Origin of the sequence: Lactobacillus crispatus (genome assembly GCF_018987235.1) — a bacterium.
Classification (GTDB): domain Bacteria; phylum Bacillota; class Bacilli; order Lactobacillales; family Lactobacillaceae; genus Lactobacillus; species Lactobacillus crispatus.
Map to the genome: position 1 here is coordinate 1,409,039 of NZ_CP072197.1, position 26,972 is coordinate 1,436,010.

General features: G+C 36.7%; 26 protein-coding genes and 1 pseudogene. 5 read left to right on the forward strand and 22 right to left on the reverse strand.

What is annotated here, in order from left to right; genetic code table 11:
* Window positions 1-31: 31 nt before the first annotated feature.
* The 6 genes and pseudogenes from J6L97_RS06805 to J6L97_RS06830 all read right to left on the reverse strand — a co-directional run.
* Window positions 32-709, reverse strand: a complete 678-nt coding sequence (locus J6L97_RS06805) for an HAD family hydrolase (protein ID WP_013086146.1) — start codon at window positions 707-709, stop codon at window positions 32-34.
* A complete protein-coding gene (locus tag J6L97_RS06810) occupies window positions 687-1,970 on the reverse strand; it encodes a bifunctional folylpolyglutamate synthase/dihydrofolate synthase (protein ID WP_057726429.1) in 1,284 nt (427 codons plus the stop codon). The genes J6L97_RS06805 and J6L97_RS06810 overlap by 23 nt, the downstream gene beginning before the upstream one ends.
* Complete coding sequence (locus J6L97_RS06815) at window positions 1,971-4,610, reverse strand: valine--tRNA ligase (protein ID WP_057726430.1); 2,640 nt, start codon at window positions 4,608-4,610, stop codon at window positions 1,971-1,973.
* Window positions 4,611-4,918: 308 nt separating this feature from the next.
* Window positions 4,919-5,188 (reverse strand): helix-turn-helix domain-containing protein, encoded by a 270-nt coding sequence (locus J6L97_RS06820; RefSeq protein WP_023488108.1) that lies wholly within the window; start codon window positions 5,186-5,188, stop codon window positions 4,919-4,921.
* Window positions 5,188-5,553 carry a type II toxin-antitoxin system RelE/ParE family toxin gene (locus J6L97_RS06825; protein WP_057726432.1) on the reverse strand — a complete coding sequence of 122 codons (366 nt, stop codon included), beginning with the start codon at window positions 5,551-5,553 and terminating at the stop codon, window positions 5,188-5,190. Before J6L97_RS06825 ends, J6L97_RS06820 begins: the two co-directional genes overlap by 1 nt.
* A gap of 268 nt (window positions 5,554-5,821) precedes the next feature.
* Window positions 5,822-6,016 (reverse strand): annotated as a pseudogene (locus J6L97_RS06830) (FAD-binding protein); the annotation flags it as partial.
* Window positions 6,017-6,262: 246 nt separating this feature from the next.
* Between J6L97_RS06830 and J6L97_RS06835 the strand changes: the two are divergent.
* Entirely contained in the window at window positions 6,263-6,826 is a 564-nt protein-coding gene (locus J6L97_RS06835; protein WP_083554560.1) for a hypothetical protein, read from the forward strand.
* A gap of 119 nt (window positions 6,827-6,945) precedes the next feature.
* Here the strand turns inward: J6L97_RS06835 and J6L97_RS06840 are convergent, their stop codons facing one another.
* Both J6L97_RS06840 and J6L97_RS06845 read right to left on the reverse strand, forming a co-directional pair.
* Window positions 6,946-7,875, reverse strand: a complete 930-nt coding sequence (locus J6L97_RS06840; RefSeq protein ID WP_057726437.1) for a hypothetical protein — start codon at window positions 7,873-7,875, stop codon at window positions 6,946-6,948.
* A 93-nt stretch (window positions 7,876-7,968) separates the two neighbouring features.
* Window positions 7,969-10,584 carry a cation-translocating P-type ATPase gene (locus J6L97_RS06845; RefSeq protein ID WP_057726439.1) on the reverse strand — a complete coding sequence of 872 codons (2,616 nt, stop codon included), beginning with the start codon at window positions 10,582-10,584 and terminating at the stop codon, window positions 7,969-7,971.
* Window positions 10,585-10,702: 118 nt separating this feature from the next.
* On the opposite strand from J6L97_RS06845, the gene J6L97_RS06850 reads away from it, so the two are divergent.
* The 3 genes from J6L97_RS06850 to J6L97_RS06860 all read left to right on the forward strand — a co-directional run bounded on the left by J6L97_RS06850 (window position 10,703) and on the right by J6L97_RS06860 (window position 14,178).
* A complete protein-coding gene (locus J6L97_RS06850; RefSeq protein ID WP_081036402.1) occupies window positions 10,703-11,329 on the forward strand; it encodes an IS607 family transposase in 627 nt (208 codons plus the stop codon).
* A gap of 4 nt (window positions 11,330-11,333) precedes the next feature.
* Window positions 11,334-12,653 (forward strand): RNA-guided endonuclease InsQ/TnpB family protein, encoded by a 1,320-nt coding sequence (locus tag J6L97_RS06855; RefSeq protein WP_081036403.1) that lies wholly within the window; start codon window positions 11,334-11,336, stop codon window positions 12,651-12,653.
* A 490-nt stretch (window positions 12,654-13,143) separates the two neighbouring features.
* Window positions 13,144-14,178: an IS30 family transposase gene (locus tag J6L97_RS06860; protein WP_123811765.1), complete on the forward strand. Its 1,035-nt coding sequence runs from the start codon at window positions 13,144-13,146 to the stop codon at window positions 14,176-14,178.
* A gap of 1 nt (window position 14,179) precedes the next feature.
* On the opposite strand, the gene J6L97_RS06865 is transcribed toward J6L97_RS06860, so the two are convergent.
* The 10 genes from J6L97_RS06865 to J6L97_RS06910 form a co-directional block, all read right to left on the reverse strand.
* Window positions 14,180-14,413, reverse strand: a complete 234-nt coding sequence (locus tag J6L97_RS06865; RefSeq protein WP_057727023.1) for a hypothetical protein — start codon at window positions 14,411-14,413, stop codon at window positions 14,180-14,182.
* A gap of 33 nt (window positions 14,414-14,446) precedes the next feature.
* A complete protein-coding gene (locus J6L97_RS06870; protein WP_005718809.1) occupies window positions 14,447-14,722 on the reverse strand; it encodes a hypothetical protein in 276 nt (91 codons plus the stop codon).
* Window positions 14,719-15,231: a DUF3990 domain-containing protein gene (locus J6L97_RS06875; protein ID WP_005727083.1), complete on the reverse strand. Its 513-nt coding sequence runs from the start codon at window positions 15,229-15,231 to the stop codon at window positions 14,719-14,721. Before J6L97_RS06875 ends, J6L97_RS06870 begins: the two co-directional genes overlap by 4 nt.
* 148 nt (window positions 15,232-15,379) lie before the next feature.
* Window positions 15,380-16,309, reverse strand: a complete 930-nt coding sequence (locus J6L97_RS06880) for a glycosyltransferase family 2 protein (protein ID WP_057727022.1) — start codon at window positions 16,307-16,309, stop codon at window positions 15,380-15,382.
* Window positions 16,309-16,728, reverse strand: coding sequence for a GtrA family protein (locus J6L97_RS06885; RefSeq protein WP_005718806.1), 420 nt, complete (start codon window positions 16,726-16,728; stop codon window positions 16,309-16,311). The genes J6L97_RS06880 and J6L97_RS06885 overlap by 1 nt, the downstream gene beginning before the upstream one ends.
* A 184-nt stretch (window positions 16,729-16,912) precedes the next feature.
* Complete coding sequence (locus J6L97_RS06890; protein WP_223845443.1) at window positions 16,913-17,206, reverse strand: hypothetical protein; 294 nt, start codon at window positions 17,204-17,206, stop codon at window positions 16,913-16,915.
* On the reverse strand, window positions 17,206-17,910 hold the full coding sequence (locus J6L97_RS06895) for a pseudouridine synthase (RefSeq protein WP_054833026.1): 705 nt from the start codon (window positions 17,908-17,910) through the stop codon (window positions 17,206-17,208). Before J6L97_RS06895 ends, J6L97_RS06890 begins: the two co-directional genes overlap by 1 nt.
* Before the next feature lie 133 nt (window positions 17,911-18,043).
* Window positions 18,044-19,300, reverse strand: a complete 1,257-nt coding sequence (locus J6L97_RS06900) for an ATP-binding protein (protein ID WP_054833025.1) — start codon at window positions 19,298-19,300, stop codon at window positions 18,044-18,046.
* Window positions 19,301-19,426: 126 nt separating this feature from the next.
* Complete coding sequence (locus J6L97_RS06905; RefSeq protein WP_057727021.1) at window positions 19,427-20,449, reverse strand: hypothetical protein; 1,023 nt, start codon at window positions 20,447-20,449, stop codon at window positions 19,427-19,429.
* Window positions 20,450-20,553: 104 nt separating this feature from the next.
* Window positions 20,554-21,318, reverse strand: a complete 765-nt coding sequence (locus J6L97_RS06910; RefSeq protein ID WP_054833024.1) for a hypothetical protein — start codon at window positions 21,316-21,318, stop codon at window positions 20,554-20,556.
* A 240-nt stretch (window positions 21,319-21,558) separates the two neighbouring features.
* On the opposite strand from J6L97_RS06910, the gene J6L97_RS06915 reads away from it, so the two are divergent.
* Window positions 21,559-22,737 (forward strand): IS256 family transposase, encoded by a 1,179-nt coding sequence (locus J6L97_RS06915; protein ID WP_005728142.1) that lies wholly within the window; start codon window positions 21,559-21,561, stop codon window positions 22,735-22,737.
* A gap of 38 nt (window positions 22,738-22,775) precedes the next feature.
* Here the strand turns inward: J6L97_RS06915 and J6L97_RS06920 are convergent, their stop codons facing one another.
* The 4 genes from J6L97_RS06920 to J6L97_RS06935 form a co-directional block, all read right to left on the reverse strand.
* Window positions 22,776-23,312 (reverse strand): hypothetical protein, encoded by a 537-nt coding sequence (locus J6L97_RS06920; RefSeq protein WP_057726892.1) that lies wholly within the window; start codon window positions 23,310-23,312, stop codon window positions 22,776-22,778.
* An 89-nt stretch (window positions 23,313-23,401) separates the two neighbouring features.
* Window positions 23,402-24,190, reverse strand: a complete 789-nt coding sequence (locus tag J6L97_RS06925; RefSeq protein ID WP_057726893.1) for a helix-turn-helix domain-containing protein — start codon at window positions 24,188-24,190, stop codon at window positions 23,402-23,404.
* 399 nt (window positions 24,191-24,589) lie between these two features.
* Window positions 24,590-25,807, reverse strand: coding sequence for a tRNA uracil 4-sulfurtransferase ThiI (gene thiI / locus J6L97_RS06930; RefSeq protein WP_054832946.1), 1,218 nt, complete (start codon window positions 25,805-25,807; stop codon window positions 24,590-24,592).
* A complete protein-coding gene (locus J6L97_RS06935) occupies window positions 25,807-26,967 on the reverse strand; it encodes a cysteine desulfurase family protein (RefSeq protein ID WP_035443061.1) in 1,161 nt (386 codons plus the stop codon). Before J6L97_RS06935 ends, thiI begins: the two co-directional genes overlap by 1 nt.
* Window positions 26,968-26,972 lie beyond the last annotated feature (5 nt).

The following is a 26,972-nucleotide window of genomic DNA, read 5'->3' on the forward strand; positions in this document are numbered from 1 at the left end:
TCCCCCTCATTACTTATTACGCAAAAAAGAGCTAAATTTTTTTCAGAAATTCAAAAAAGTTTTGACAAATCATCGTTGCATTCTGCTTATCTTTAACAGATGGTGCTTTCAAATCTGGTACCATCACACATTTTAACCTTGCATTAGCAGCTGCTTGAACACCGGTTGATGAATCTTCAAAAACTAAAATATTTTCTTTAGGTAAATTCATTTTCTTAGCTGCTTCTAGATAAATATCTGGTGCCGGCTTAGCCTTAATGTGACCTCTTTGTACATCAAGATAACTAAGATGAAAATCAAAATAATTTCTGATTCCAGTCGCCCACATAGCATGCTGAACTACATTTTCATAATTACTTGAAGCAATCGCCATCTTCAAGCCACGCTTTTCAAATTCGTCTAATGCTTCTTGAACACCAGGTTGCAGCTTTAACTTTCCCTCATCAGTCCATTGCCACACCAAGTCATCAGTTCGCTTAATAAAACGATCACGGTCTGCTTCAGTTTTAAAATATTTATGATAAAAATCCTGCATCTCTTTAACTGTAGCACCAGTTAACTTGAGATAAGCATCCCGCGGCGTACCCAAATTCTCTTCTTCTGCCGCCTGAATATTAGCATCCCAATACAGCTTCTCTGAATTAACTAGCAAACCGTCCATATCAAAGATAATGCCTTGAATATCATCATCTAGCCCTTGTACGCGCATCACGTTTTCCTTTCCAATTTAAAATAGCACTAACCAAATAAAAGGATCCACTAACAATTAAAATATCATTAGCTCCCAAGTGATCTCGCAGCTGGGTAAAAGCAGCTCGATAATCTTTTTCATAATTATATCTTTTTTGTACATCAATTGGAAAATCATCTTTTTTAGCTACTCGCGGATAAGATAAAGTTGTCAGTAAAACTTCATCTTTATCATCAAACAAGCTAAACACCTGCTCAAGATCCTTATCTTTCATCATAGTCACTAAAGCATAAAGCTTGCCATGCTTTTGCTGGATCATACGATGAACGACTGCCAGCAAATTACTCATTGCCTGAATATTATGTGCTCCATCTAAAATGATTAGCGGATTTTCTCGTAAAATTTGATAGCGCCCTGGAATAATCGTTTGATTAATCGCTGTTTCAACTTCTTCATTTGATAAAGGCAGTTTCAACAAAAAGAACGCCTGGCAGGCAACGGCAATATCATAGGCTTCAACTTGTGGTCGTAAAGCAAAAACTAGCTTTCTTTTGTGATCTTGATAAACAATTTGATTATCAAGTAAAACACTAAAGTCTCGTCCTAATTGATAAACTATCGCATGTTCTTCTTCGGCTTTACTTTTCAAAATTGGCCAAACAACTTCTGGCACGTTACCTAAAACTACTGGTCTTTTTGCCTTAATAATGCCGCTTTTCTCACGTGCAATATCCTGAATTGTAGGTCCAATAATTTTTTCATGATCGAGACCAATTGTAGTAATAATACTTACTTCTGGCATAATTACATTAGTCTTGTCATGTTCTCCACCAATTCCTACCTCGATAACAGCATAATCACACTTTTTTTGAGCAAAATAGACAAAAGCCAGTGCGACTTCATATTCAAAGGTTACTAACGAAAAAGTTGAGTCCTGCTGCTGCAATTTCTCATAAGTACCCTGCACAATATTAGCTGTTTTAACTAAATCCTGATCACTAATATTTTGATTATTTAACTGTATTCTCTCATTAAATTCATAGACATACGGTGAGACAAAAAGGCCAGTCTTTTGACCAGCCTTTTTTAGTAGGTTTGATAAATAGTATGAAGTTGAACCTTTACCATTAGTGCCCGTAATGTGAATCGTTTTAACTAGATCTTGAGGATTGCCTAATTCCAACAATAACCGCTTAATAAAAGACAAATTATTTTTAGGATGTAAATGAGGCAAAGCATATAAGTAATCGATTACTTCTTGAGCTTTAGTAAATTTCAATTATTTACTCTCTTTCAAATCTTGAATTCTTTCACGAACACCGGCTAATTGACTTTCGTAGTCAGCCTTCTTTTCCTTTTCCTTGTTAACAACTGCTTCTGGAGCATGATCAACAAAGCCCTTATTAGCAAGTTTCTTTTCACAGCGAGTTACCTCACCAAGCAAACGCTTTTCTTCTTTTTCCATCTTTTCTAATTCGTCATCAACATTAACCAATTCAGTCAATGGAACAAAGATTTGAGCGCCTGGAATTACAGCAGTCTTAGCTAATTTTGGTGCTTCAACTTCACTAGCTACAGTCAATTCCTTTGGATGCAAGAAGTTTTCAACATAATCAGCATTTTCGTCCAAAACGCGCTTGTTAGCTTCATCGTCTAATTGAATCATGATGTCGATTTGACTTGACATTGGTGCATTAACTTCCATGCGGATGTTACGTACTGCTTTAATAGTTTCAATTAAGAAGGCCATGTCTTGATCTGCTTGCTTGTTTTCAAATTCCTTGTGAGTAGTTGGATATTCAGCAACCATAATTGACTTACCTTCATGTGGCATTGAAAGCCATAATTTTTCAGTTACAAATGGCATAATTGGGTGAAGCAAACGCAAGATTTGGTCAAGAATCCAAATTAAGTTTTCTTGCTTTCTTGCCTTTAATTCTTCATCGTCACCATTCAAAGCAACCTTAGAAATTTCGATGTACCAGTCACAGAAGTCATTCCAGATAAAGTTGTAAGCTTCACGACCAGCTTCACCAAATTGATATTCATCAAACAAGCGAGTTACTTCACTAACCGTGTGATTCAAGCGGTCAAAGATCCAACGATCTGATAAGTCAAACTTAGAAACATCTGGCATATGAGCTGGCTTAGCATCTTTTGGCAAGTTCATAATTACGAAACGACTTGCATTCCAAATCTTGTTGATAAAGTTCCAAGCAGCTGACAATTTCTTAGGATCATAACGAGTATCTTGACCAGGAGCAGTACCATTAAGCAAGAACCAACGAAGGGCGTCGGCACCGTATTTATCAACTACATCCATTGGGTCAACACCGTTACCAAGTGATTTACTCATCTTGCGACCTTGTTCATCACGCATTAAACCGTGTAAAACAACATCATTAAATGGACGCTTGCCGGTGAAATGTAAACTTTGGAACATCATTCTTGATACCCAGAAGAAGATAATATCGTAACCAGTTACCAAGGCATTAGTTGGGAAGTAGCGCTTAAAGTCTTCTGCATTAGTATCAGGCCAACCTAAAGTTGAAAATGGCCATAATGCACTTGAGAACCAAGTGTCAAGTACGTCTGGATCTTGTTCCCAGTTTTCAATGTCCTTAGGTGCTTCTTCACCTACATAAGTTTCACCAGTTTTCTTATTGTACCAAGCTGGAATTCGGTGCCCCCACCACAATTGACGTGAAATACACCAGTCGTGAACATCTTCCATCCAGTGATCAAGAGTTTGTTCAAATCGTTCTGGAACAAAGTTTACTTTGCCATCAGTCTTTTGATTTTCCAAAACTTTGTCAGCAAGTGGCTTCATCTTAACAAACCATTGCTTAGAAAGACGTGGTTCAACTTGAACGCCAGAACGTTCTGAGTGACCTACTGAGTGAACAATTGGTTCTATCTTAATCAAGTAACCTTCTTCTTTAAGATCCTTAACTAAGGCTTCACGGCAATCAAAACGATCCATACCAGCATACTTGCCAGCTTCTTCGTTCATCGTACCATCATCGTTCATAACATTGATTCTTTCAAGATTATGACGGTTACCGACTTGGAAGTCGTTAGGGTCGTGAGCTGGAGTAATCTTAACTAAACCAGTTCCGAATTCTGGGTCAACATGTTGATCCTCAATAATTGGAATGTGACGACCAACAAGTGGCAAGATCAATTCTTTTCCAACAATATCCTTGTAGCGCTTATCACCAGGTGCTACCGCAACAGCAGTATCACCAAACATGGTTTCAGGACGAGTAGTAGCAATTTCTACATAACCTGAACCATCAGCAAACGGGTACTTAATATGGTAAAAGGCACCCTTATCATCTTTGTGAATAACTTCGATATCACTTAAAGCGGTTTGAAGTGCTGGATCCCAGTTGATGATGTATTCACCACGATAAATTAAGCCCTCATTATAAAGTTGAACAAAGACCTTCTTAACAGCCTTTGAAAGGCCCTTATCAAGGGTGAATCTTTCTCTTGAATAGTCAAGTGAAAGTCCCATTTTAGCCCATTGCCCCTTGATAATAGCTGCGTATTCATCTTTCCAGTCCCAAACTTGCTTAACAAAAGCTTCACGTCCCATTTGGTGACGATCTTTACCTTGCTTACGTAATTTTGCTTCAACCTTAGCTTGTGTAGCAATTCCAGCATGGTCCATACCAGGAAGGTAAAGAGTATCATAGCCTTGCATACGCTTAAAACGAATTAAAGTATCTTGAATTGCAGTATCCCAAGCGTGACCCAAGTGCAACTTACCAGTTACATTTGGTGGTGGAATAACAATTGAATATGGGTGAGCTTTTTTGTCACCTGATGGCTTAAACAAATCTTCATCAAGCCAGGTTTGATATCTACCTTTTTCAACCTCGTTTGGGTTGTATTTAGGTGCTAAATCTGTCATTAAAATTCCTCCAATAAAAAAGTCCTAGACATATTGTCTAGGACGATCAGTTAAACCGCGGTACCACCTATGGTTAAGCAAAATTATGCTTCTCTCAATAGCGATAACGGCGCGTACCGGATTAACCTACTTTTTATTTTCAATTAATCAGCTAATCAAGCTACTAGTCAACCTTCGGCCTCTCAGCTGTCTGGCTTTTCTCTGTTAATAAAGTCGACCTCTCTTGATTCTTGCTTTGGTTATGATTATAGCATGAATCAATTTGTAAAAAAAGTATCGACTTTATGAGTATTATCTTCTTGTCTAAATTATGCTGGCACCACTGTTAACTTCAAATTAAAACCTAGTCCTGCAGCATACTTACCTAGTGTGGTAAATGTTGGGATCACATCTAAATTCTCAAGACGTGCAATTTGAGGTTGCGTTAATCCAATTTTTCGACCAAGCTCTACTTGTGAAATCTTCATCTTAATTCTTGTAGCATGTAAAAATGCTAAAGTATCAATTAAAGTTTCTTCTTCTTTACTCATATTAGTAAATGTTGAAGGATCATTTTTAAAATCTTCCCATGTTCGCATTATCTACCAAACCTTTCAAACCAATCATCAGCTAATCGAATCGCATGATTTAATTGTTTAATATCTGTTTTGTTCTGATCTTTTGTGTAATGTGACAAAAGTACAAAGTTATCTTTCTGCCACGCTATAAAAAATACTCGTTCCGGTAAGGGTCTTAACTCCCAAATTGGATACTTTAAGCCTCTCAAAAACCTTGCTTGTGGATATTCTATTTGAGGCCCTAGTAGTTCTAATAATTCAAGTTGATAGCGTAACTTTCCAGCAACCCGTTTATCATTTAACTGCTTACTTGAAGAAATTCTCTTCAAATATTCTTCAACTTCTCGTCTACCATTTTTATCTTGGTAAAAAACGATTTTATACATCTGTACCTCTTTCTTAATTATATCATTTATGATATATACCACAAATGATATAATTTCTGTCTAATATTATTGTCTTCACTACTTATTACGCAAAAAAGTAAGGTTATTTTTTTGCGATTAGTTACTTTAGAAATTCTTAATATTTGTTGAAGCAAAGAAAAAACGCTATCTAGAAAAGATAGCGCTAATAAATTAGTATTCGACTAAAAATTTTTCTTATCGTTGGCTTAAAGCTTGATGATGTACCAAATTCCTTTGATAACGACCAACTTAAATGCAGACCAGCTTCTCTTTGCTCTTTGGTATCGATGGCAAAGAAACCACTAGAGATTCTCGTATTTCCAACAATTTGATCTAATTTTTCGATTGCAATTACGCTTAAACCATTGGAAACTGCCGCATCAGCTGCTGCTAATCCAGTTCCACCTGTACCTGCTACATCTACTGTATATTCCTTGTTCATTTTATTTATCTCCTCTGTAATCTGGTTATTTTTTGTTAGCGATTACATGATAAAGTGAAAAGAGTTACAATTGTAGAGTAAAAATTAACTAATAAATATTGTTTATATATCTTTTAAAGAGACGACAAAAACATGCAGGTTATTTATTATGATTCTAACAGTGTTTTAAAAACACTTAATTTACAACAGAACAAAAGCAAAAACTTTCACATATAATTTATTGAAGCCCTAAATCCATGTAAAATATTGGCTGGTAACACGGAATTTATTTTGGATCAATATGATATTGTTATTTCAAAGCATTTTCAGAATGTTAAGGTTATTGGGCAAACTAATCCAGTTATCCGCTGGTATGCAGTTGAATTAAAGTATCCAGCTCCATTAAATCAATACTTGGTTGCAGATAATGCATTAATTCACGACCTAATGAACATCAAAAATCAAAAAGTTAATTACATAGTCTTTCGTAATCTTGACAATCAAATTTGTCATAGTTATTTGAATTCATTAGAACTAATTATTAATCAATCAGATCATGATCAGTATTTTACCTTTCAAGCCCAAGGCATTACGGGATTGCTATTCACAGAATTGTTGCACAAGCATCGAGAGAAAATTGGAAAAAGTGTGTCCCGTTTTCCTTCAAATGATGTCAAATATGCCAGTCGCGATTCACAGTCCGGTGCGATTATGACCTATTTAGCGGTAAATAATGGCAACGTCACTCTACAACAAATGGCTGATCATTTTGGCTATCAAAAAAATTATCTGTCAAGATTATGTAAAAAGTTATTAAGGCTAAGCATATGACTCCTGCTTCTTATCGCAATCTTTATCAAAAACAGCAAAGTGAGAATGCCCATCCGGAAGACCCGTAAGATACAATTCTATTAAAAATGCGAGTCACTACAGGTGTCTACATCCATTTTTTACAATCCTCTATTAAACTTGCCAGCAAGCTGCTCTAATGGAGAAAGCTGCTTTTCTTCCTTCCCATTAAATTTTTCATGGAACCAATCAGTAGTTAAAGCCTGCCTAATATCATCTGTTTCAGATTTGCCTAACTGATATTTCACAGTCACAACTCTTAACTTGCCATTAGAAATATAACAATATTTTTCAGATGCATGTTGTTTGCCATCTTGAGATTTTTGCTCTAGTTCTTTACCCAACGCAACAATGTCTTTAACTAAATCAGGATGTTCTTTCAAAATTTTCAGTCCTGCTTCTCTTTTTTGCTCAAGATCTTTCTGTTTTTCAGCCTTATTCTTCTCAAGCTTCTCCTTTTCAGCACTATAATCTAATGAGTCATAACTATTGAAGTTTTCATAATCTGTACCTTTGTGACATTCAATTGGTAGCGGAGCATCCTGAGCTTTTTGCCATTGTGCAAAACCATCCATGAAATATGCTACAAGAGGACGTTGATTATTCAAGTAAAACTTATAGTTAAGATTCATTATCATTCCTATTTGAGCTCTATGATCTTCAGGCAATGGCTGCGTCTTTTTATCTACCAATAACTGGACCTTGCTAGGATAGGTTAATTCGTAGTCAACCTTGTCTTTATTGATAAAACCTTTATTGTATTGTGACACGCGCCCATTAAATTGGATAAGATCACCCGTCTCAAGCAAGCCCAAGTTTGCAAATCCTTTAGTCAAATTTAACCAAAGATGATCAGTCACCATCTTAGGATTCTCTGGATCATCAACAATTCGCACATTTCTTACTACCATAGTTGGACTATACAAATCGCCACGACTTTTGTCGTAATATCTTTTATAACCATATTTTCCAAATTCAGCCTGAAACGTATGACGTTCATCTGAACCAAGATTACCTAATATTTTTCGCATAATTCTTACTTTCTATTTTTATTATTCAAACATACGTTCAATTGTATCATAACAAAAAAGACGCCTCAATAAGCGTCTTAAAATTTTATCAAATTATTTTCTAACTATCTTAACAGCTTGAATTAAAATAGTTGGAATCAATGCTAAACCAGCAATCCATAATACTTCTTGACCGGTCAATGGTGTTACAGCAAATAAGCTGTGCAATCCTGGCACGAATAAAATTAAGGCGAGCAAAGCGGTACCTAAAGCAAAGGCAGCTAAGCTGTACCAGTTATTCTTAAAACCAATCTTAAAGATGCTGTGTTGTGAACGACAATTGAAACCATGCAACAATCTAGCAAAAGTCAAAGTTGAAAAGGCCATAGTAGTAGCCACAGCAGGATTATCCTTTAAGCCAATCAAGAATGCTGCAATAACACTTATTGAAATGATCAAACCTTGAATAGTAATTTGACTCACAAAAGGTTTATTCAAAATTCCTGCCTTAGGATCACGTGGCTTACGTTTCAAAATGTCTGGATCACCTGGCTCCATCCCAATTGCAAGAGCTGGAAGTGAATCAGTTACTAAGTTAATGAAAAGCAATTGAACCGCTACAAATGGCACTGGTAAGCCAGCAAGTGAAGCAAATAAAACAGTGATAATCGCAGAAAGGTTACCTGATAACAAGTAGCCAATAGCGTTTTTAATATTTTCATAAACTGTTCTACCGTTAGCAACAGCTTTGATAATTGTGGCAAAATTATCATCGGCCAAAATCATGCTGGCAGCATCTTTAGATACTTCAGTACCAGTAATCCCCATCGCGACACCAACATCGGCCTTCTTCAAGGCTGGGGCATCGTTAACACCGTCACCAGTCATTGATACGATACGATCTTTTCTCTGCCATGCATTAACAATTCTGATCTTGTTTTCAGGCGATACACGAGCATAAACCGAAATCTTCTCAATGTTTTGATCAAGTTCTTCATCGCTCAAAGCATCTAATTCAAGGCCAGTTAAAGCCATGTCACCTTCATTGAAAATACCAATTTTCTTGGCAATTGCAACGGCAGTCACCTTATGGTCACCAGTAATCATCACAGTCCTAATCCCGGCTTCCTTAGCACGAGCAACTGCAGCTACACTTTCTTCACGTGGTGGATCCATTTCTGAAACAAGACCAATGAAAGTCAAACCATCTTCTGCTTCAGTAGAAAGCTCTTCATCACTTTCTTTATAAGCAAAAGCCAAAACACGCAAACCATTTTCTGAAAAGTAATTGTTTTGTGCCAAAATTTCTTTACAATCTTCTTCAGTCATTGGACGAATTTCATCGCCGAAACGAATATTGACACAGCGTTTCAAGAGCACATCAATTGCACCTTTAACAAAAATAGTTGGTACAGTATGAATCAAATGCTTAGTACTCATCAGCTTACGATCTGAGTCAAATGGTACTTCTTCCAGACGCTTAGAATGTTCGCGTAATTCTTGTTCTGATAAGCCTAAAACACCATTACCTAAGTCAATCCCGGGCACTTGACGATACATTTCCAGCAAGGCTGACTCAGTCGGATCACCAATTGCCTTATCTTCGGACAAACTTGCATCGTTGTTAAGCACTACATCATAAAGCAAGTAGCGGTGAAGTTGATTACTCAAATCCAGCTCATTTGGCTTTAAAACTTTACCACCAATATAGATGTCCTCAACAGTCATCTTATTTTGAGTTAACGTACCAGTCTTATCTGAACAAATTACTGATACAGACCCTAAAGATTCTACGGCTGCCAAGTTTTTAATAATAGCATTTTCTTTAGCCATTTTTTGCGTACCCATTGCTTGCACAATAGTTACGATAGAGCTCAAGGCTTCAGGAATTGCAGCAACAGCTAAAGCTACTGCAAATAGCAGTGAATCAAGCAGCGGTTGACCACGCCACATTTGAATACCAAAGATCACAGCACACAAGATTAAAATAGCAGTAGCCAATCGTGATGAAAACTGGTCAAGTGATACTTGCAGCGGAGTGCGACGTTCCTTAGTTTCATTCATCAAGGAAGCAATCTTACCAATTTCAGTCTGCATCCCCGTTGCCGTTACCACAACCGTAGCACGCCCATAAGTTACTAAGGAACTGGAGTAAACCATGTTAACCCGATCAGCTAGCGGCACTTCTTTTTCAAAATCAGTGTCCAACTTGTCAACATTAGTCGATTCACCAGTTAATGAACTTTCGTTGACTTGCAGAGAATAATTTTCTAAAATTCGACCATCTGCAGTAACTAAATCCCCTGCTTCTAACAAAAGAATGTCGCCAGGTACCAGGTCCTTGGCCTCAATCTCCATTTTTTGGCCATTACGTAAAACTTTAGCTGTTGGCGCAGATAATGATTTTAGCGATTCTAGCGACTTTTCCGCCTTAACATGTTGTACCGTACCCAAAATCGCATTCAGAATCAATACAACAATAATTACCAACGTACTTTCCAGACTGCCCGTAAAAGCAGAAATTATTGCCGCGATAATTAGGATGATCACCATTAAGTCTTTAAATTGTTCTAAAAAGACCTGAAAAGTACTTTTCTTCTTTCCTTCAACTAAAGCATTTGGACCAACTTGAGCTAATTTCTCTTGAGCCTCTTTAGCGCTCAGCCCCTGCTTTAAATCGGTATTTAACTCTTTAGCTATCTCGTCTTTTTTCTGACGATAGTATTCCATGTAAAGCCCTCCCTAAACATAAGAGAAATAACTAATCAAAGATAATATATTATAAAGTGTTACTATAGCTTGTTAATATGTGATATAATCTCATCGTAAGGCGGTGAGATTATTTTTTATGACTGACTATTCTAATCGAATTATGTATTTAAAAGAAGCTGCTGCTTATGTTGGCAAAGCCCCTTTTACCCTTCAAAGCTGGGATCGTGCTGGTAAGCTAAAAGCGCACAGAACCGAGAACAATAGACGCTTTTACTATCAATCAGAGCTTGACGCTTATCTAGGCATTAGACATGACAAAGTTGATCATCGAAAAACTGTCGCCTATGCAAGAGTTTCTTCTAATGGTCAAAAAGATGATTTGCAGGATCAGATAGCCTTCTTAAGGCAGTTTATTAATGCCAAAGGTATTATTGCAGATGAATTTATATCTGATATTGGGTCAGGACTGAATTATAAGCGTCCTAAATGGCTTAAGCTGGTCAAGGAAGTGGATCAAAACAGAATTAAAGAAATCTACGTTACTTATGAAGATCGGTTTATCAGATTTGGCTTTAAGTTCTTTCAAGAATTCTGCTCTTGGCACAACTGCAAGATAATTGTGCTTAACAACGAAGATACCTCGCCAGATAAGGAAATGGTTGACGACTTGATAAGTATTATCCATGTCTTTTCTTGTCGCTTGTACGGCTTAAGAAGATACAAGAAAAAGATACAAGACGACCCTGCTTTAAAGAAAAAATAGGTCTATGAATAAAGAGAAAGGCGGTGAAATTATGTCTGATTATTATATTAAAACCCGCAGCTATGAGGTGTTTGCAAGCAAAGCAATGAAAAACATCTTAGACCGCAATTGCGACTACCGCAGATATTGTTGGAATCAAGCTTTGGCTTTATGGAATGACTTGTATTCAGCGCATCAAATCTATGACAAGATCTGCTATACTACTTTCACTCCTAAAAAGAATAAGAGAAGCAACAAGCTAAAGATCATCCAAAAAGATGTTCATTTAAATCCTAGTCCTAATTGGCGCTTAGTTCGTGACAGGCTGGTTGAAGACAAAGAAGATTGGCAGTTCACCTATTCTGCTCACTTGCTTCAACTAGCAGTACAAGACTTGGGCAAAGTTTGGAAGAGCTTTTTCGATAAAGCCCAGCCTGATTGGGGCAAGCCTCACTTTAAATCTAAGCGTGCCCCAAGACAAGGCTTTAAGAGCGATCAGGCCAAGCTGATTGATGGCCGGCTGTTCTTGGAAAAGCCACAAGGCTTAAAGAAAGATTGGGAGCCGCTTATTCTGTCAGAAAAGCCAATGAATTATCCTACTGGAGTCATGAGCTTTTATCGTGAAAATGGATGTTATTTTGTGTCTATTCCATATAAGATTCCAAAGCGCAAAATAATTAAGAAAGCTGATACCGGCAAGGCAACAGGAGTTGATCTCAATGTGGGTCATTTCAACTATCTTGGCGGAAATAAAAGCATTCTGCCTAAAAAGCTTGAGCAAACTTATGAAAAAATAAAGCATTATCAAAGACTGTTAGCTAGAAAACGTGAAGTCAATGGAAAAGAACAAGCAATGCAAAGCAAAAAGTACTTGAAGACGAAAACCAAGCTTCAAGCGGCATATCAGCGTGCTTCAAATATCCAAAATGACTTAATGCAAAAATTTACCACTATGCTGGTTGATAATTATGATTCGATTGTCATTGAAGACTTAGATGTCAAAAAGATGATGATGAGCCATGTTGCCTCAAAAGGAATGCACAGATCAATGTTTGGCAAGTTTAGGCAGGTTTTATCTTATAAATGTGAATGGTATGGCAAGAAACTAATCGTAGCCAATAAACTGTATCCTTCAACTCAAAGGTGCGCAGTTTGTGGATTAGTCAAAAAAGGTGATGAAAAGATCACCCTTTACGGTAATAAAAAGCACGGCACTAAACATAACGAATTTATTTGTTATAATCCAAACTGCCCTAACTATAATAAAAAGGTTGATCGTGACGAAAACGCCATGCTCAACTTAACAATTTTGATAAAACATCCAGAATTAAATAAAGCATTATAAATAAAGATTACGGGCGAGGCTACGTCCGATAAAGAAGCCAAAAGAGTCGGTCAATACGATTACTCCCAAGTTGGAATATCGGAAAACCGATGAAGACGTTGGTAAGAAGAATAAAATGCACGAAAGTCCAAAACGTATTCAAATCTAAATCGAGGAATACATTTGCATATGTTTTTCATAGCAGTAATTTAAGCAAAAAAATAGAGACTACTGGCTAAAACACTGTTTAGTCAATAGTCTCATCATTTAAACTTACAGCGGAAAATAAATTTCGTTCTGACGCCGTAAATACAATTTATGCCGATTACTCCCTATTTACTTGTACATAATTAAACCATATCAAGTAGGTAGTTGGCAAGCTATTTTAACTTTCTTTTAGGAAGTTTTCTAATTCCCGGATTTAAAATTGAAGTGCAACACCAAGTGTTAAACAAAAAGGCCATGAAGACCTAAACTTGAAGTGACGAAAAATCAAGAAAGGAAGATCTTCATGACCAATTCAAATTCTAGCATTTCTAAGCACTATCATCAATTAACCAGCGTACAACGTGGACAAATTCAAGCAATGCTGGATTCCGGCATAACTTCCCGTACTGTTATCGCTCAAGAAGTCGGCTGCCATAAGTCGACAATCAGTCGCGAAATCAAACGCGGAAGCGTCCTGCAAAGAGACAGCAGCTATTTATTGTATGAGCACTATTACGCTGATACTGCACAGCTTTATTATGAGAAGCGTCGCAAAAACTGCTATCAGCGCAATCCATTGAAGCATTATGCTGTCTTTTTGAGAATGCTCTCCAGACGCTTCAAAGCTAAATTTGATGCCACCAGCATCGATGAATTCGTTGGTGAATTCAAAAGGACTATGCCAGGCTACCCTTGTCCCAGCACACCAACTGTCTATCGCTATATTGATCAGGGCTTGCTGGACATAAGCAATATTGATCTGCCTATGAAGCTCAAAAGACGCAGGAACAAGCGTCATCACGGCCAGAGCGGTCATGCTTTGCACAAGAAGAATCTTGGCAATTCCATTGAACAGCGTCCTAAAGAGATTGAAGACAGAAAAACGCCGCTGCACTGGGAAGGAGATCTGGTTAAAGGCGTCAGACGCAAGAATCAGCCTGCTTTAATGACTTTGACCGAAAGAACCACACGCTTTGAAGTAGTTATCAAGATTCCTGACTATCGGGCAAGCACATGCCAAAGGCTGCTTCAAAATGAGATTGACAGACATCCTGCCTGGTTTAAATCGATCACGTTTGACAATGGCTCTGAGTTTGCGGATATGACCAAGATCAAAGGCTGCCAGATCTACTTCGCCCACCCATATTCTCCATGGGAAAGAGGCACCAATGAGAACTGCAATGGACTTCTGCGTCAATTCTTCCCTAAAGGCAAAAGCATGAAAGATAAGTCAGCTGCTTATGTTCAACAGGCAACTGATGCCATTAACCGCAAACATCGTCGAATCCTTCAATATCACACAGCAGAAGAACTCTTCAAGCAATATATTTCCTCATAGCCTAACTGTTGCACTTAATTTGACAATTCAGGAAGTTTTCTAATTGTTCATCGGTAAAATCAGAACCGTAATTTTGTTCAAGGAGATTCATGATCTCTTGCTTGGTATTACCAGCTCTTTTAAGTGAAGAAACTAAAATTTTGACACCTCGTTTAAGCCCCTCTTCACGCCCTTTTACCAATCCTTCCTCACGAGCGTCTTGTTCTCGCTCCAGTATTTTCTCTTCGTAGTCCATGATATAATCACTCCATTCCGAGCAATAAGATAATCATTTGTACTTCTTATCTTTCAATAATCCGTTAGCAATATCGGCCGAACTAACTGGTACACCGACTAAACGCTCATTTTGCCACAAATCAAAAAAATCAGCTGGCATCATTTGATCAAATTCATCATCTGAATTCATTAAATCCTTATAAACACGTGACTTCTCAAATAAATTTAGAGCCTGCTTAGGATAAATGTTTAATCTCTTAGCAATTAAGTCGCTAATTGCTTCAGCTAGTTGCTGATGAAATTGCTTTTCACTAATTTCGGGAATCATCTAACCAACTCCTTATCTATGAACGTTAAAGCTTTGAGAGCTCTTTCTGTCTTGAAACAATACTGCTCCGAATAAACACTCGGTTTTAATTTTAGCAGAGCCTCATCTAAATCTAGATTACCATGTTTCCAGCAATTAACAACAGAAAAAAGTTTACCATCTGCTGTTGGGCCAATGACGATATCAGAATTATCTTTTATATTATTCATTCTATTTTGAATGACAAACTTAATCCAATCAATATCTGCTTGGTAAACTAATATTTTCAAGTCGGGTTGATCAGCATCGAATACATATCTATTTAATGTCGGTTGACCTGAATATCTAGCCTTACGCTTTGCCCATTTTTCTGCTTGTCTACGATTAGCAGTCACATAAAAGCCATTACCAAAATCAGTTGTAAAAACATTTTTATTTATACGAGGCTGATAAACAGCCTGATTGCTTCCATGATACAAAATGACTTTGGTATTGCTTTTCATGAATCGTGATGTATGCGTATTTTTCATCGCGCACCTCTTTCATAAATAGTAGGACAGAATTATCCCTCACCATTTATTACGCAAAAAAGCACGCTTTTTTTGTGAGAAATTAAAATTTACAAACAAAAACGTCTGAGAATTATATCCCAGACATTCAACAATTTACGGCTCTTTCTCATTTCTCTTCCTTCACAATATAAATTGGTCGTTCTTTAACTTGTAAATAGATTTTACCAATATAACGGCCAATAATTCCGATACACAAAAGCTGCAAGCCACCAATCAATAAAATAATTGAAATTGTGCTGGCCCAACCCAAAATACTAGAACCAGGAACTATTAGTTTACGAACAATCACAACCAGGAGACCAATAATTGACAAAATGAATGAAGTTGTCCCAATCCAAACAGCTAAGTTAAGCGGTGCTTGAGAAAAATCAGCAATCCCGCCCAACGCATATTTGAATAATTTGTGAGTCGTCCAATCAGTTTCACCAGCTACGCGCTCGACATTGTGGTACTCAAGATACTTAGTCTTAAAACCAACCCAAGCAAAAATACCTTTAGAAAAGCGGCTGTATTCTTTCATTGATAAAACTGCGTTAACCATCTGCCTGGTCATCATGCGATAGTCGCGTACGCCTGAAACAATTTCCACTTTAGAAATGCGATTAATCACCTTATAAAATTGATTGCTCAAGAAAGACTTAAACTTACCTTCCCCTTTACGATCTACTCGTCTGCAGCCAACTGCATCATATTCACCAGTTTGCAAAATTTTGTACATTTTCGGCAATAGCTCCGGTGGATCCTGTAAATCTACATCCATTAAGACAATATAATCTCCCGTTGCAGCTGATAGGCCCGCATAGATAGCGGATTCCTTACCAAAGTTACGAGAAAAAGAAATATAGTGAACATGTTTGTCCTGCTCATGCAATTTTTTCAATTCGGTCAGTGTGTTATCATTGGAGCCATCATCTACAAACCAATATTCGGGCGTCACTTTGGGCATTTTAGCTAATACTTTTTGCACTGTTGGATAAAAAAGTGGAATTGTTTCTTGTTCATTAAAACAAGGAACCACAATTGATAATTTTTCCATTAGATTTCTTCTTTCTTAGCTTTTCTAAAAGTAACTACTTTATTAATTACAAATTGAATTAAGGTTGCTACAAAAGTTGCTACTATTTTAACGATTAAGTGCGGATAACCCAATTTAGTAACGAAAATAAATAGGGAAACCGTAGTAAATACCGTGGTAATCTGACCAACGATAAAATAAGAAATAAATCTTAATATCATGCGATCATGAACTTTAAAGTTAGTATAAGAATTCCATAAAAAGTTATTGATGATCCCGCAGGTAGACGAAATAATGTTAGCTATTTCAACATTCATCTTGAAATGCGTCAAAATTGTATAAATTCCAAAATCAACGACTAGCCCTAATACGCCAATTAGAACATACTTTACTAATTGAACAAAATCTTCTGAATAGATTGCTGTTTTGATTTTTTCCATAATTATTCCTAATAAAAAATCCAGACAAGAGGTCCTGGATTTCAACATATTTAACTAATATGGTCTTAATTATATCATTGTTTTTAAGCTCTACGTTTTCATTATTAAAGTTAAAACTTTAAATAGAAAAATACCCTCATTTAGAATTTCTAAATAAGGAATTATTGCCATTAATTTCGATGTTTTAATTTTGTTTCAAGAAATTTTCTAATTGCTCATCAGTAAAATCAGAGCCGTACTTCTGTTTAAGCCGTTGAAGAATTCTCTGATTATTCTCACCGTAATCTCGCATTATGGTAATCAAATTGTGAATCCCGTATACTATGCCTTCTTTGAAGCCTTCTTCTTTACCTTCCTCACGCCCTTTTATCAAGCCTTCCTCACGCGCGTCTTGTTCTCGCTCCAGTATTTTCTCTTCGTAATCCATGATATAATCACTCCATTCCGGATCTTCATTGAATTCTTTGATCTTTGCCATCACTTTATTATATCTTCCAACTTCAATTCCAGATATTCTCCCCGCTTTAAGTTAGCAGGCAAGGTTAACTTTCCCATCGAAATTCGCTCTAGCTCAACGACTTTCATCCCTACCGCACCAAACATACGCTTGATCTGGTGATATTTACCTTCACGAATTTTAATTTCAGTTGTAGACCTATCGTGCTCTTCATCCTGGGATAATATCTTCAATTCTGCTGGCTGCAGTTTGGTCCCATCGCCTAGTGTCATTCCTGAAGCAAAAGTTTTAACAGTCGTATCATTAGCTACACCAGCAATTTCAGCACGATAAACTTTATCAACATGCTTACCAGGTGCAAGCAATTCATGATTCAACTGACCATCATTCGTCAAAAGGAGCAAGCCAGTAGTATCCTTGTCCAAACGACCAACGGGTACGATTCCTTGATAGCGATCTTGCGGCGCCAGTATGGAAATCACTGTTGGCTGACTGCGGTCTTCCGTCGCTGACAAAACACCTTTAGGTTTATTCAATAAGAAATAATGATATTTTTGATAAGCAACAGCATCTCCGTTAACAGTGACCTGATCGCTTTCTTTAACTTGCTGCTTTGGCGTTTTAACAGTCGTGCCATTAACTGCAACAATTCCCTGCTTAATTAATTGGTGTACTTCTTTTCGTGATCCAACATTCATATTGGCTAAATATTTGTCTATGCGCATTATGTCTTTCTTTCGTTCTTATGTGTTGATTAATATTAATTATATAAGAAAGTTAACCCAATTTCGAATTGCGACACTAATCAAAAACGGTCGAAAACAAAATCGACCGTTTTTACGCGCGTTTTGCGCGCGATTATTTGCTTAAAATATATTTTGTAGCTCTGCCTTCACCCATTCTTCTAATATAACCTTGTTTTTCTAGTTGCCGCAAAATCTTCAAAACTTTCGTCCTACCAAACTTACTCATTTGGCTAATTTGCTTCGTAGTATCCGCACCTTCATGAATTATTTGATATACTTTCTTTTCATCATTAGACAGATCGTCCGTAATAAACTTTAAAACTGGCAATATTATCTTTATCGAATTATCAAAAATTTTAAACTGCGGTTGAACCAAACTACTTCTATAAGAATCATTTATTCTTCTTACACCTGTACCAAATTGCTCAATTAATCCTAACCTAAAGAAAACATTAGCAATAATTGGATTACGCAAAATGGAAATCTGACCTGAAAGATATTCTTCTTTGCTAAGTCCTTGTGGCAATCCACCTGGAAATACTACTTCAATTCTATCATCATACATAGAAATTTTAATTTGCGAGTTAATGTTCCAAACTCGATGAACTAAGGCATTGGCTATTGCCTCACGAAAAGCTTCTTCTGGAATCTGACTTACAATATTTCGCGTTGCTCCCTGTATTTCTTCATGTTGATAATATTGACGATATTTTTGAATTGCTTGCTTATACTCTTTAAGAATAGATTCATGCTCATAACTTGCTCGATCAAGCATAATATTAATGCTTTCACCAAACCGAACAATATCAATTCCACGATAATTATTTTTGTCTGCCAAAAGCTCACCGGCGTTAGTGTAACTAGTATCCTTATGCTCTAAATTAAGCGTAATCAATATATCAGATGTTAAACTTTTAATTCCTATCTTTTCTTTTAATGCTTCTTCTAAAATGTTAAATGACAAATTTTGGTTCATCGCGGTTAAACTATCATAGGTTCTATTTTCACCAATTAAGATTAACTGTGATAATTCAGATCGGTCCACTTCGATCGAAGCACTGTCATTACTCTTATAGGCCTTTGATTTGTATAAATATGGAGGATTAACTCCTTGCTTTACTGTTAAAGTAACCACATTAGTTTTAGGATCAATTTCTAAATTATAATCTGGATTTGGTTTGATCGAATCGTTGATTTTATTTTCAACATTTAAACAAAATTCAACTGGATTTTTCACACCAACGATTGATCCATCATCCTTTATTCCAAATTTAATTTTGCCACTGCCATAATTTGCAAATGCACTAACCGTTTTTAGAAAAGTATTCGTCAATTTCTCTTTAAATTCTAAATTTTTGGTTTCTCTCATTTAGATCACCGTTTCTAAACTATTTATTTATAATTATACTCTTTCACGCGCAAAAAAACGGTCGATTTCACTTTCGACCGTTTTTATGCACGCTTGCGCGCGATTAATTATTCTAAAGATCAAAATTTACTCTGCTGCAATGCCACCTAATTTACGTAGATCGGCAAATTTGGTATGAGCATATTTCCTAGCAAGTTGCGGACTGCGCCACATAATATCATGCAAACCACCAGCTGTCCCAATTTCCAGCAAAACAGGCTGACCTTTTTCTTGATGGAGAGCATATACTGTCTTTTCACCAGCATTTTGACACCAACCTGCTGTATAAATGCCACTAAAGCCATTAATGTTAGTCATATTAGCTGCCGCAATGTGCATTGTTTTATTCTGGATATCACGATTTTGTCTTTGCTTCTCACTAAAATTAGCAGATTGATGATGAAGCTCAGTCTTTTCACCATCCGCGACCATACTATGCGCCGTTAATTCTACTTTAGAATCACTGCTGTACCAAACACCGCGATAACTTGCTGGAACTGTGAAAATACCAGCATCCCCAGGAATATCAGACTTATTAGTCTTTGTATCATCAGATTTAGATTCATCAGCATCACTCGCATTACTTGACGAAGAGCCATCAATCGTTACCTTCTTTTGCAAGCGACTAATTTCTGAATCAGAATTTAACTTATTCAAAAATTGAACAATTTCCTCAACTGTAGCAGCACCAAGATAATGTCCTCCCTGATACAAAAAGATTTTCTGGCTGCTACCATCACCTTGCAAAGTATAATGCGTTTGCAAATCTTTTCCAGCATTCACTTCATAAATATAACCTTGACCGCGATAATTTGAACTATCGTCTCGCTTGATCAAAGACACATTTAAGCTACTATGTTCAGCATTTTGCAATGTACTTTGCCATGCACCGCGATATTTATTAGCCGCATACACAGTAATCAAGGCTACATTTTCTTGAGGACTGATATCATTAGCGGATAAAGTTCCCTTAGCCTTATGTTTGTGCACCACAAGAGATGCTTTATTTTTATCGCTTCTATTCTTAGCTTTCGTAGTAGACTTATTCGCGCCACAAGCAGTAAGGCCTAAAGCTACTACAGCTATTAATAAAACTGATATTTTTTTCATACTTACTTCCATATTTCAATGACATTAATTAGCATGTAAACTATAATACAAAAAGGCTCTAAATATAGTTGAAACTTAGATCCTCTTTATTAAATAATAGTTTATTATCTTAAAGTTACTTTACTTACTGGAACATACTGGTTCTTACCTGAAAGCTTATAGCAAATACCATGATGCTTAATGTTCTTTTTAGCAGAAAAACTATAAGTATAATGACCATACACATATCGGTGACTGAAGCGACCACTTGAAGTATATGTTCTCACTTTATGGTTGCGTCTTACATTGATATAACCTTTGGTACTAGACTTAGCTTTAACTGAAGCAGGCTGAACATTTAATGGAACAATAATGCTAGCAGCATTATCTTGATCATTATAAGCACCGTACCAATCTAAGTCATCATTTGAATCATAATCTTGTTTAAAAGCAAAGTAATCTTCACTATCTTTTAGTCCAGTTAGAGAATAGCTTAAAATTGCTACATAATTTTCATTAGCTTTCAGCTTATCGTTTTTACTTACTCTAGCGTTTAAATCCGGAGTACCATTATCAAAAGCTTTATATACATTGAATTGTGTTAATTTAGAAACTCGACCATAATTTGAAGTCACATCTTTAACTCTTCTCTTAGTAAGACTATCTACAGTTTCACCAGCATAAGCAGTAATATATGGCGTCTTTTTGCTTAACTTAACGAGCGGATCATCTTGATTATATGATTTGTAGTATGACTCCATTAGTTCATCAGGAGTTAATGTATCAGCCTTGACTATTTGAACTGAGTTTGCACTCATCACAACTGGTACAATTGGAGCGCTTGCAAGCAATGCAGCGCTGATTAACGCTAAAAGATTTTTCTTTCTCATAAATTAATCCTTTCTTGTCCCTTGAAGGGACAAACTATTGCAAGATTTAAATAATATTATCAACAATTATTATCTTAATTTTCTTTTTCATTAGAATTAGACAATCTATGAGACTGTAAAATAGTTTGTGTAAGGATGAATGATTCCTTAAATTTATTTCTTTAAACATTAGAAAAAGGAGTTCCTTTCTCGTATGATTGGTTTGAACAAAAAAACACATACAGAAAGAAGAACTCCTTCATGAATGATTTTACCAAAGATTTTGCTCAAGCTCTATTCAATCCAGACAAAATAAATGATTTATTGCGCAAAGAGCTACAACAGGCTGTTAATAACTTGCTAGAAGCTGAGTTGACTGCCTTTCTAGGCTATGATCCCTATGCCAGAAATGGCTGGAATACTGGCAATTCTAGAAATGGTGCTTATTTCCGCAAGGTTGATACCCAGTTTGGACCAATTGAAGTGCAAGTGCCTCGAGACCGCAACGGTCAGTTTCATCAGCACACGCTGCCTGACTACAAGCAGCACTCTGATGTTTTGGAAAGCACGATTATCAAGCTATACTCCAAAGGCGTAACTACCAGAGAAATCGCTGACTTGATTGAGAAAATGTATGGCAGTCATTATAGTCCAGCTCAAGTATCAAATATTTCCAAGCAGATGCTCCCCAAGATTGAGGCTTATCACAAGCGCAAGCTAAGCGACAAGTTTTTCTGTGTCTATTTGGATGCGACATACCTTCCTTTGCGCCGAGAAACGTTTGAGCGTGAAGCAGTATATATTGCCATTGGCATTAAACCTAATGGACATAAGGAAGTCATTGACTACTGCATTGCTCCTAGTGAGAACATTGAAGTTTGGACAGAGATGCTTCAAAACATGAAGTCCAGAGGCTTGAAGCAAGTTGAGCTTTTTCTTTCTGATGGTGTTGTTGGCATGAAAACAGCCTTGGCCAGGACTTATCCTAAAGCTCATTTTCAACGCTGCCTGGTTCATGTCATGCGCAATATCTGCGCTAAAGTACGCGTCGACGATCGTGAAAAGATCATGAACGAATTCAAGCAGATACATCAACAGACAAGCAAAAAAGAAGCTGCAGCTGTCTTGCACAAATTCTATGCCAAATGGAATAAAGCTTATAGCCATGTCATCAAAGGTTTGAAGGAAATTGAGCCCGATCTGCTAGTCTTCTACAATTATCCCAAACAAATCAGAGCTTCAATTTATTCAACCAATATGATTGAATCCTTTAACAACGTCATCAAGCGTAAAGCTAAGCCTAAGGCAGAATTTCCAACTGAACAGTCGCTTGATGCATTTATTGGCATCCAGGCAATGAGCTACAATGACCGTTATTTCAATCGAATTCATAAAGGCTTTGGTCAGGTTCAGGACACCTTAGAATCCTACTTTGATTAAATAAATAATTAAAAAATCAATTTACGAGAAAGATCTATTTACACAAAAGATTTGACAGTTTCATACTTCCTAGCTAAACTTCTACTCTTGAAGAACTTAGTACCTGTATAGCCATTAGAATAATCAAGATACTTAACGGTCTTGCCATTAACCTTCATAGTCTTAGCTTTAAACATGTCCCACTCTTCAAAACCAATCCAAGGAGCAACAGTGAAGTACTTACCACCAGCACGATTAGTATAGTAACCCGCTAGTTTGTTTCTAGTTGCATGTATCAAACGATTCTGTTCTCGCATCTGTGCCTTATTACTTGGATTCCAGATTCTTTCTGGAATAGCCTTCGTATTTTGATGATAAACAGTTTTACCATTATAAGTATGAGCAGTAATTCTAACCTTTCTAGATTTAGAATACCAAGTCCCACGCAAACTCTTAGGGATTGTATACATTTTCCCCATGCCATAAATCTTTTGTGCAGCATAAACAGGCGTTGGCGTGTTGACGGCTGTCATGCCAATTGGAGCCAATGCGAGCATCCCTGCCACTATTAAGCCGCATTTAAAAATCTTCTTCATCAGTTCTTACACTTTCTAAATAACTTTAAATTCTGTCTTATTGTATCTCTTTATTGAAAAAATACAGCCTTTTCTTCATATTTGCACAATTATTTATCAGATACATTCTCATAATCCAAATCTTCATCTTGCAGAAGATCAGCAATCAACTGAGCATTCTCAAAATTATTATCTAATAATTCTTCGTAATAAGTTGCTAGAATCTTATAGATTCCAAATTCAACCTTGTTTGGTAAAAGCTTCAAAAACTTGATTGCCTGATTCATCTCATTATTTCTTTTACCTTGCTTAAAACAAAGATCTAAATATTTAACTAAAATTCTAGACACCAAACGCATCGTATATTCATCTACATTTTTGGCATGATACTTATTGAAAAACATATCAATCAAATTTCGAACTTGGTTAAAATCATAAAGATCTAAGATAAAAAAAGTAAACCAGAGATTTTCTTCATTCCAGTTATTCCCCTGCAAACAATTGTAGCTCGGATCTTGCTGTATTATCTTCTTTGCCTCTTCAGTTTGCCCTTCAAGCTTAGAAATTAGCAGAATAATAAAACTTTTAATTCTCAGATCTGCAAAATTACCTTTATGATAAATATCATTCAGAACATCTACATCCTTTTTTAAATAAGCATATAAAATTCTCTCATGATAAGCATAAATTTGAGGCCGAGTATTGCCTAATCCTTGGCAAAATTTAACCATCGGCACTTCATGGGAATACATAATTTCCATCAAATCTCTGGCGTTAATCATGTTTTCATTTTTTTCAACTCGAGAGTAAAAAGATCGACTAATAGTACCAGATACCATCTGCGTTTTATTTAACTTCAAAGATTTACGGACTTCTTTTAAACGTTCGCCTACTAACATAATTAACCCCTTTGTTTAATAAATTCTCGGTTTACATAGCTAATTGATCATTTTTAACAAATTTATCAGTGAACAGGCAAAAAGAGCATTAGCCATTTGTGGTTAATGTTCTTTGCTTTGTTATCTAAAAATCAATTACTTCTTTAAAGCTAACTTCATTACTCAAATTTACATTTGACAATACTAAACTTGTTAATGCTAAAGCAGCAACACTAGTAACTTTAATCTTTTTATTCATCCTAATAATTTCTCCCTTGTTAACAATATTTATTCCATATTTAAAATATAGATAGTTGATACAAAAATCTTGAAATCTTCGTAAATGACTATTTTTATTAGGACAAATAAAAGAATTGCATCCCCTAAGCTAAACAGCTTAAGAAATGCAATTCTTTTTTCTTACAATAAATCTTTATCTTCCTGAGCCTTATCATCCAAAAACTTTTCATTTGGATAAATTGGCGTAATCTCAATACCAGCCATTGCCCTTTCAATCAGGCCTTCAACGTCAAGACGAGCTTCATATTCACGCGCTTTTTCCAACTTTGGCTTAGTCTTAGGACGTGGCGGAGCAAAAATAGTACAACAATCTTCAAATGGTTGAATTGATAAATCAAAGGTACCAATCTCTTCAGCCTTGGCAATAATCTCCGTCTTATCCATTGTCGCAACTGGACGAATAACTGGAGTCGTTGTTACATCATTAATGGCCACCATTGATTGCAAAGTCTGAGAAGCAACTTGACCAACTGACTCACCATTAAAGATGGCTAGGCCACCACGTTGAGCACGAATGCGGTCAGCTAATTGCAACATAAAACGACGTTGCACAGTCATCAAGTAGCCTTCTGGCAACTTTTCCTTGATCGTTTCCTGAATTTCCGCAAATGGCACAGCAATAAAATTAATCTTACCAGCGTAGTTTGCCAAAATACCAGTCAATTCCTTAGCCTTAGCCAAGGCCTTTTCAGTAGTGTAAGGTGGACTAAAGAAGTGAACCATTTCAATATCTACTCCGCGCTTCAATGCCAGCCATGAAGCAACTGGTGAGTCAATCCCACCACTAAGCATCATGACAGCCTTACCAGCAGTACCAACGGGCATCCCGCCAACACCATGAAGCAATTGATTGGAAATATAAACGGCATCTTGACGAACTTCAATTCTCAAGACCAAATCAGGATGCTTCATTTCAGCCTTCAAGCCATCCATATGATCAAACAAGTAGTCACCAACCAGATTATTCAATTGATTAGTGTCGTATTCAAACTTGTGGTCACTACGCTTAGTATTAACCTTAAAGGTCATCCCTGGCTTAAAAGTCTCTTGCATCAATTCCAAAGAAGTCTTTTCAATATCTTCAAGAGTCTTAGGAATCTTAATTGCTGGTGAGTAAGTTTGAATTCCAAATACCTTCTTCAGACGTTGGTCAACATCCTTGAATGATGCGCCATTCAGGACAATGTGCATCCTATCATGACGAGGATGAAATTCAATTTGTGGGAAATCCTTAAGAACTTTTTCAACGTTACTTGCTAAGCGATTGATGAAGTCCTTTCTGTTCTTCCCCTTAGTTGAAAGCTCGCCATAGCGAACCATAACTTCTGTGTATTCCATTAATTTTCTCCCAAATGATTAATTTTAGCAAAATGATTATAAATCTTATCAAAGACCTTAATAAATTCATCCGCTTCTTGAAGCGTATTCGTCTCATCAAAACTTAAACGAATTGCACTAGTAGCAATCTTATCATCAATTCGCATAGAAACCAAGGTGCTAGCCTCATCTGCCGTCTTTGACGCACAAGCAGAAGTTGTTGAAGTATAGATATCTTGATCTTCTAGCGTATGAACCAAAGTTTCGCCCCGAATTCCCTCTAAAGCAAAGCAAAGAATATGTGGTGCAAAGCCATCGCTTACTGGTGAAAAAATATCAATCCCCGGTTTATCTTTTAGATAATCAACAATTTTAGCCTTAATTTCTGCTTCACGCTGTGCTTTTTCTGGTTCATTTTCTAAAAGCAAACGAATTGCCTTAGCCATTCCCGCAATTGCTGGTAAGTTTTCAGTACCTGAACGCAGGCCCTTTTCTTGGCCACCACCATCATGTAAAGGTGTGAGCATCTTGCCCTCTTTTTTATATAAAATACCTATACCACGTGGTGCATGGAACTTATGTGCAGATAAGCTCGAGAGGTCTACTCTTGGTGTAAAAACCTTATCCCAAATATTTTTGCCAAGTGCCTGAACGTTATCAACATGGAACTGAATCGTTGGATAATTTTCAAGCAAATCGCTAATTTCATCAATTGGTTGAATGGTGCCAATTTCGTTATTAACGCCCATGATTGAAACCAAAGTTGTATCAGAATCAATCGCGTTTCTTAAGTCATTAACGTTAACTCGGCCTTCCTTATCAACTGGCAATCTGGTAACGCGCCAACCCAAATTCTCTAACGCGTTAAAACTATTGGCTACAGATGCATGTTCCACGCTAGAAGTGATAATATGCTTACCAAATTCACGCTTTTGAATTGCAGTCCCCTTAATTGCGGCATTATTTGATTCTGTTCCACCAGAAGTGAAGAAAATTTCATGCTGCTTAGTCCCCAGCAAATCAGCAATTTGTTTACGTGACGCCTCAAGCAATTGGTGTGCACGATCACCCATCTTATGCAAACTCGAAGGATTGCCCCAAATATTAGTTGCTACTTTATTGTAAGTATCCAATACTTGTGGATCTATCTTCGTTGTTGCACTATTATCAAAATAAATCACTATCA

Coding starts and splice junctions, on each gene's coding strand:
- J6L97_RS06900 (WP_054833025.1), bottom strand. CDS start 19,300: ATGAGAGAAACCAAAAATTTAGAATTTAAAGAGAAATTGACGAATACT.
- J6L97_RS06895 (WP_054833026.1), bottom strand. CDS start 17,910: ATGCGCATAGACAAATATTTAGCCAATATGAATGTTGGATCACGAAAA.
- J6L97_RS06815 (WP_057726430.1), bottom strand. CDS start 4,610: ATGACAGATTTAGCACCTAAATACAACCCAAACGAGGTTGAAAAAGGT.
- thiI (WP_054832946.1), bottom strand. CDS start 25,807: ATGGAATACACAGAAGTTATGGTTCGCTATGGCGAGCTTTCAACTAAG.
- J6L97_RS06870 (WP_005718809.1), bottom strand. CDS start 14,722: ATGATTCCCGAAATTAGTGAAAAGCAATTTCATCAGCAACTAGCTGAA.
- J6L97_RS06825 (WP_057726432.1), bottom strand. CDS start 5,553: ATGTATAAAATCGTTTTTTACCAAGATAAAAATGGTAGACGAGAAGTT.
- J6L97_RS06920 (WP_057726892.1), bottom strand. CDS start 23,312: ATGAAGAAGATTTTTAAATGCGGCTTAATAGTGGCAGGGATGCTCGCA.
- J6L97_RS06820 (WP_023488108.1), bottom strand. CDS start 5,188: ATGCGAACATGGGAAGATTTTAAAAATGATCCTTCAACATTTACTAAT.
- J6L97_RS06865 (WP_057727023.1), bottom strand. CDS start 14,413: ATGGACTACGAAGAGAAAATACTGGAGCGAGAACAAGACGCTCGTGAG.
- J6L97_RS06880 (WP_057727022.1), bottom strand. CDS start 16,309: ATGGAAAAATTATCAATTGTGGTTCCTTGTTTTAATGAACAAGAAACA.
- J6L97_RS06885 (WP_005718806.1), bottom strand. CDS start 16,728: ATGGAAAAAATCAAAACAGCAATCTATTCAGAAGATTTTGTTCAATTA.
- J6L97_RS06915 (WP_005728142.1), top strand. CDS start 21,559: ATGAATGATTTTACCAAAGATTTTGCTCAAGCTCTATTCAATCCAGAC.
- J6L97_RS06890 (WP_223845443.1), bottom strand. CDS start 17,206: ATGGCAAAGATCAAAGAATTCAATGAAGATCCGGAATGGAGTGATTAT.
- J6L97_RS06840 (WP_057726437.1), bottom strand. CDS start 7,875: ATGCGAAAAATATTAGGTAATCTTGGTTCAGATGAACGTCATACGTTT.
- J6L97_RS06805 (WP_013086146.1), bottom strand. CDS start 709: ATGCGCGTACAAGGGCTAGATGATGATATTCAAGGCATTATCTTTGAT.
- J6L97_RS06860 (WP_123811765.1), top strand. CDS start 13,144: ATGACCAATTCAAATTCTAGCATTTCTAAGCACTATCATCAATTAACC.
- J6L97_RS06845 (WP_057726439.1), bottom strand. CDS start 10,584: ATGGAATACTATCGTCAGAAAAAAGACGAGATAGCTAAAGAGTTAAAT.
- J6L97_RS06925 (WP_057726893.1), bottom strand. CDS start 24,190: ATGTTAGTAGGCGAACGTTTAAAAGAAGTCCGTAAATCTTTGAAGTTA.
- J6L97_RS06905 (WP_057727021.1), bottom strand. CDS start 20,449: ATGAAAAAAATATCAGTTTTATTAATAGCTGTAGTAGCTTTAGGCCTT.
- J6L97_RS06850 (WP_081036402.1), top strand. CDS start 10,703: ATGACTGACTATTCTAATCGAATTATGTATTTAAAAGAAGCTGCTGCT.
- J6L97_RS06875 (WP_005727083.1), bottom strand. CDS start 15,231: ATGAAAAATACGCATACATCACGATTCATGAAAAGCAATACCAAAGTC.
- J6L97_RS06910 (WP_054833024.1), bottom strand. CDS start 21,318: ATGAGAAAGAAAAATCTTTTAGCGTTAATCAGCGCTGCATTGCTTGCA.
- J6L97_RS06855 (WP_081036403.1), top strand. CDS start 11,334: ATGAATAAAGAGAAAGGCGGTGAAATTATGTCTGATTATTATATTAAA.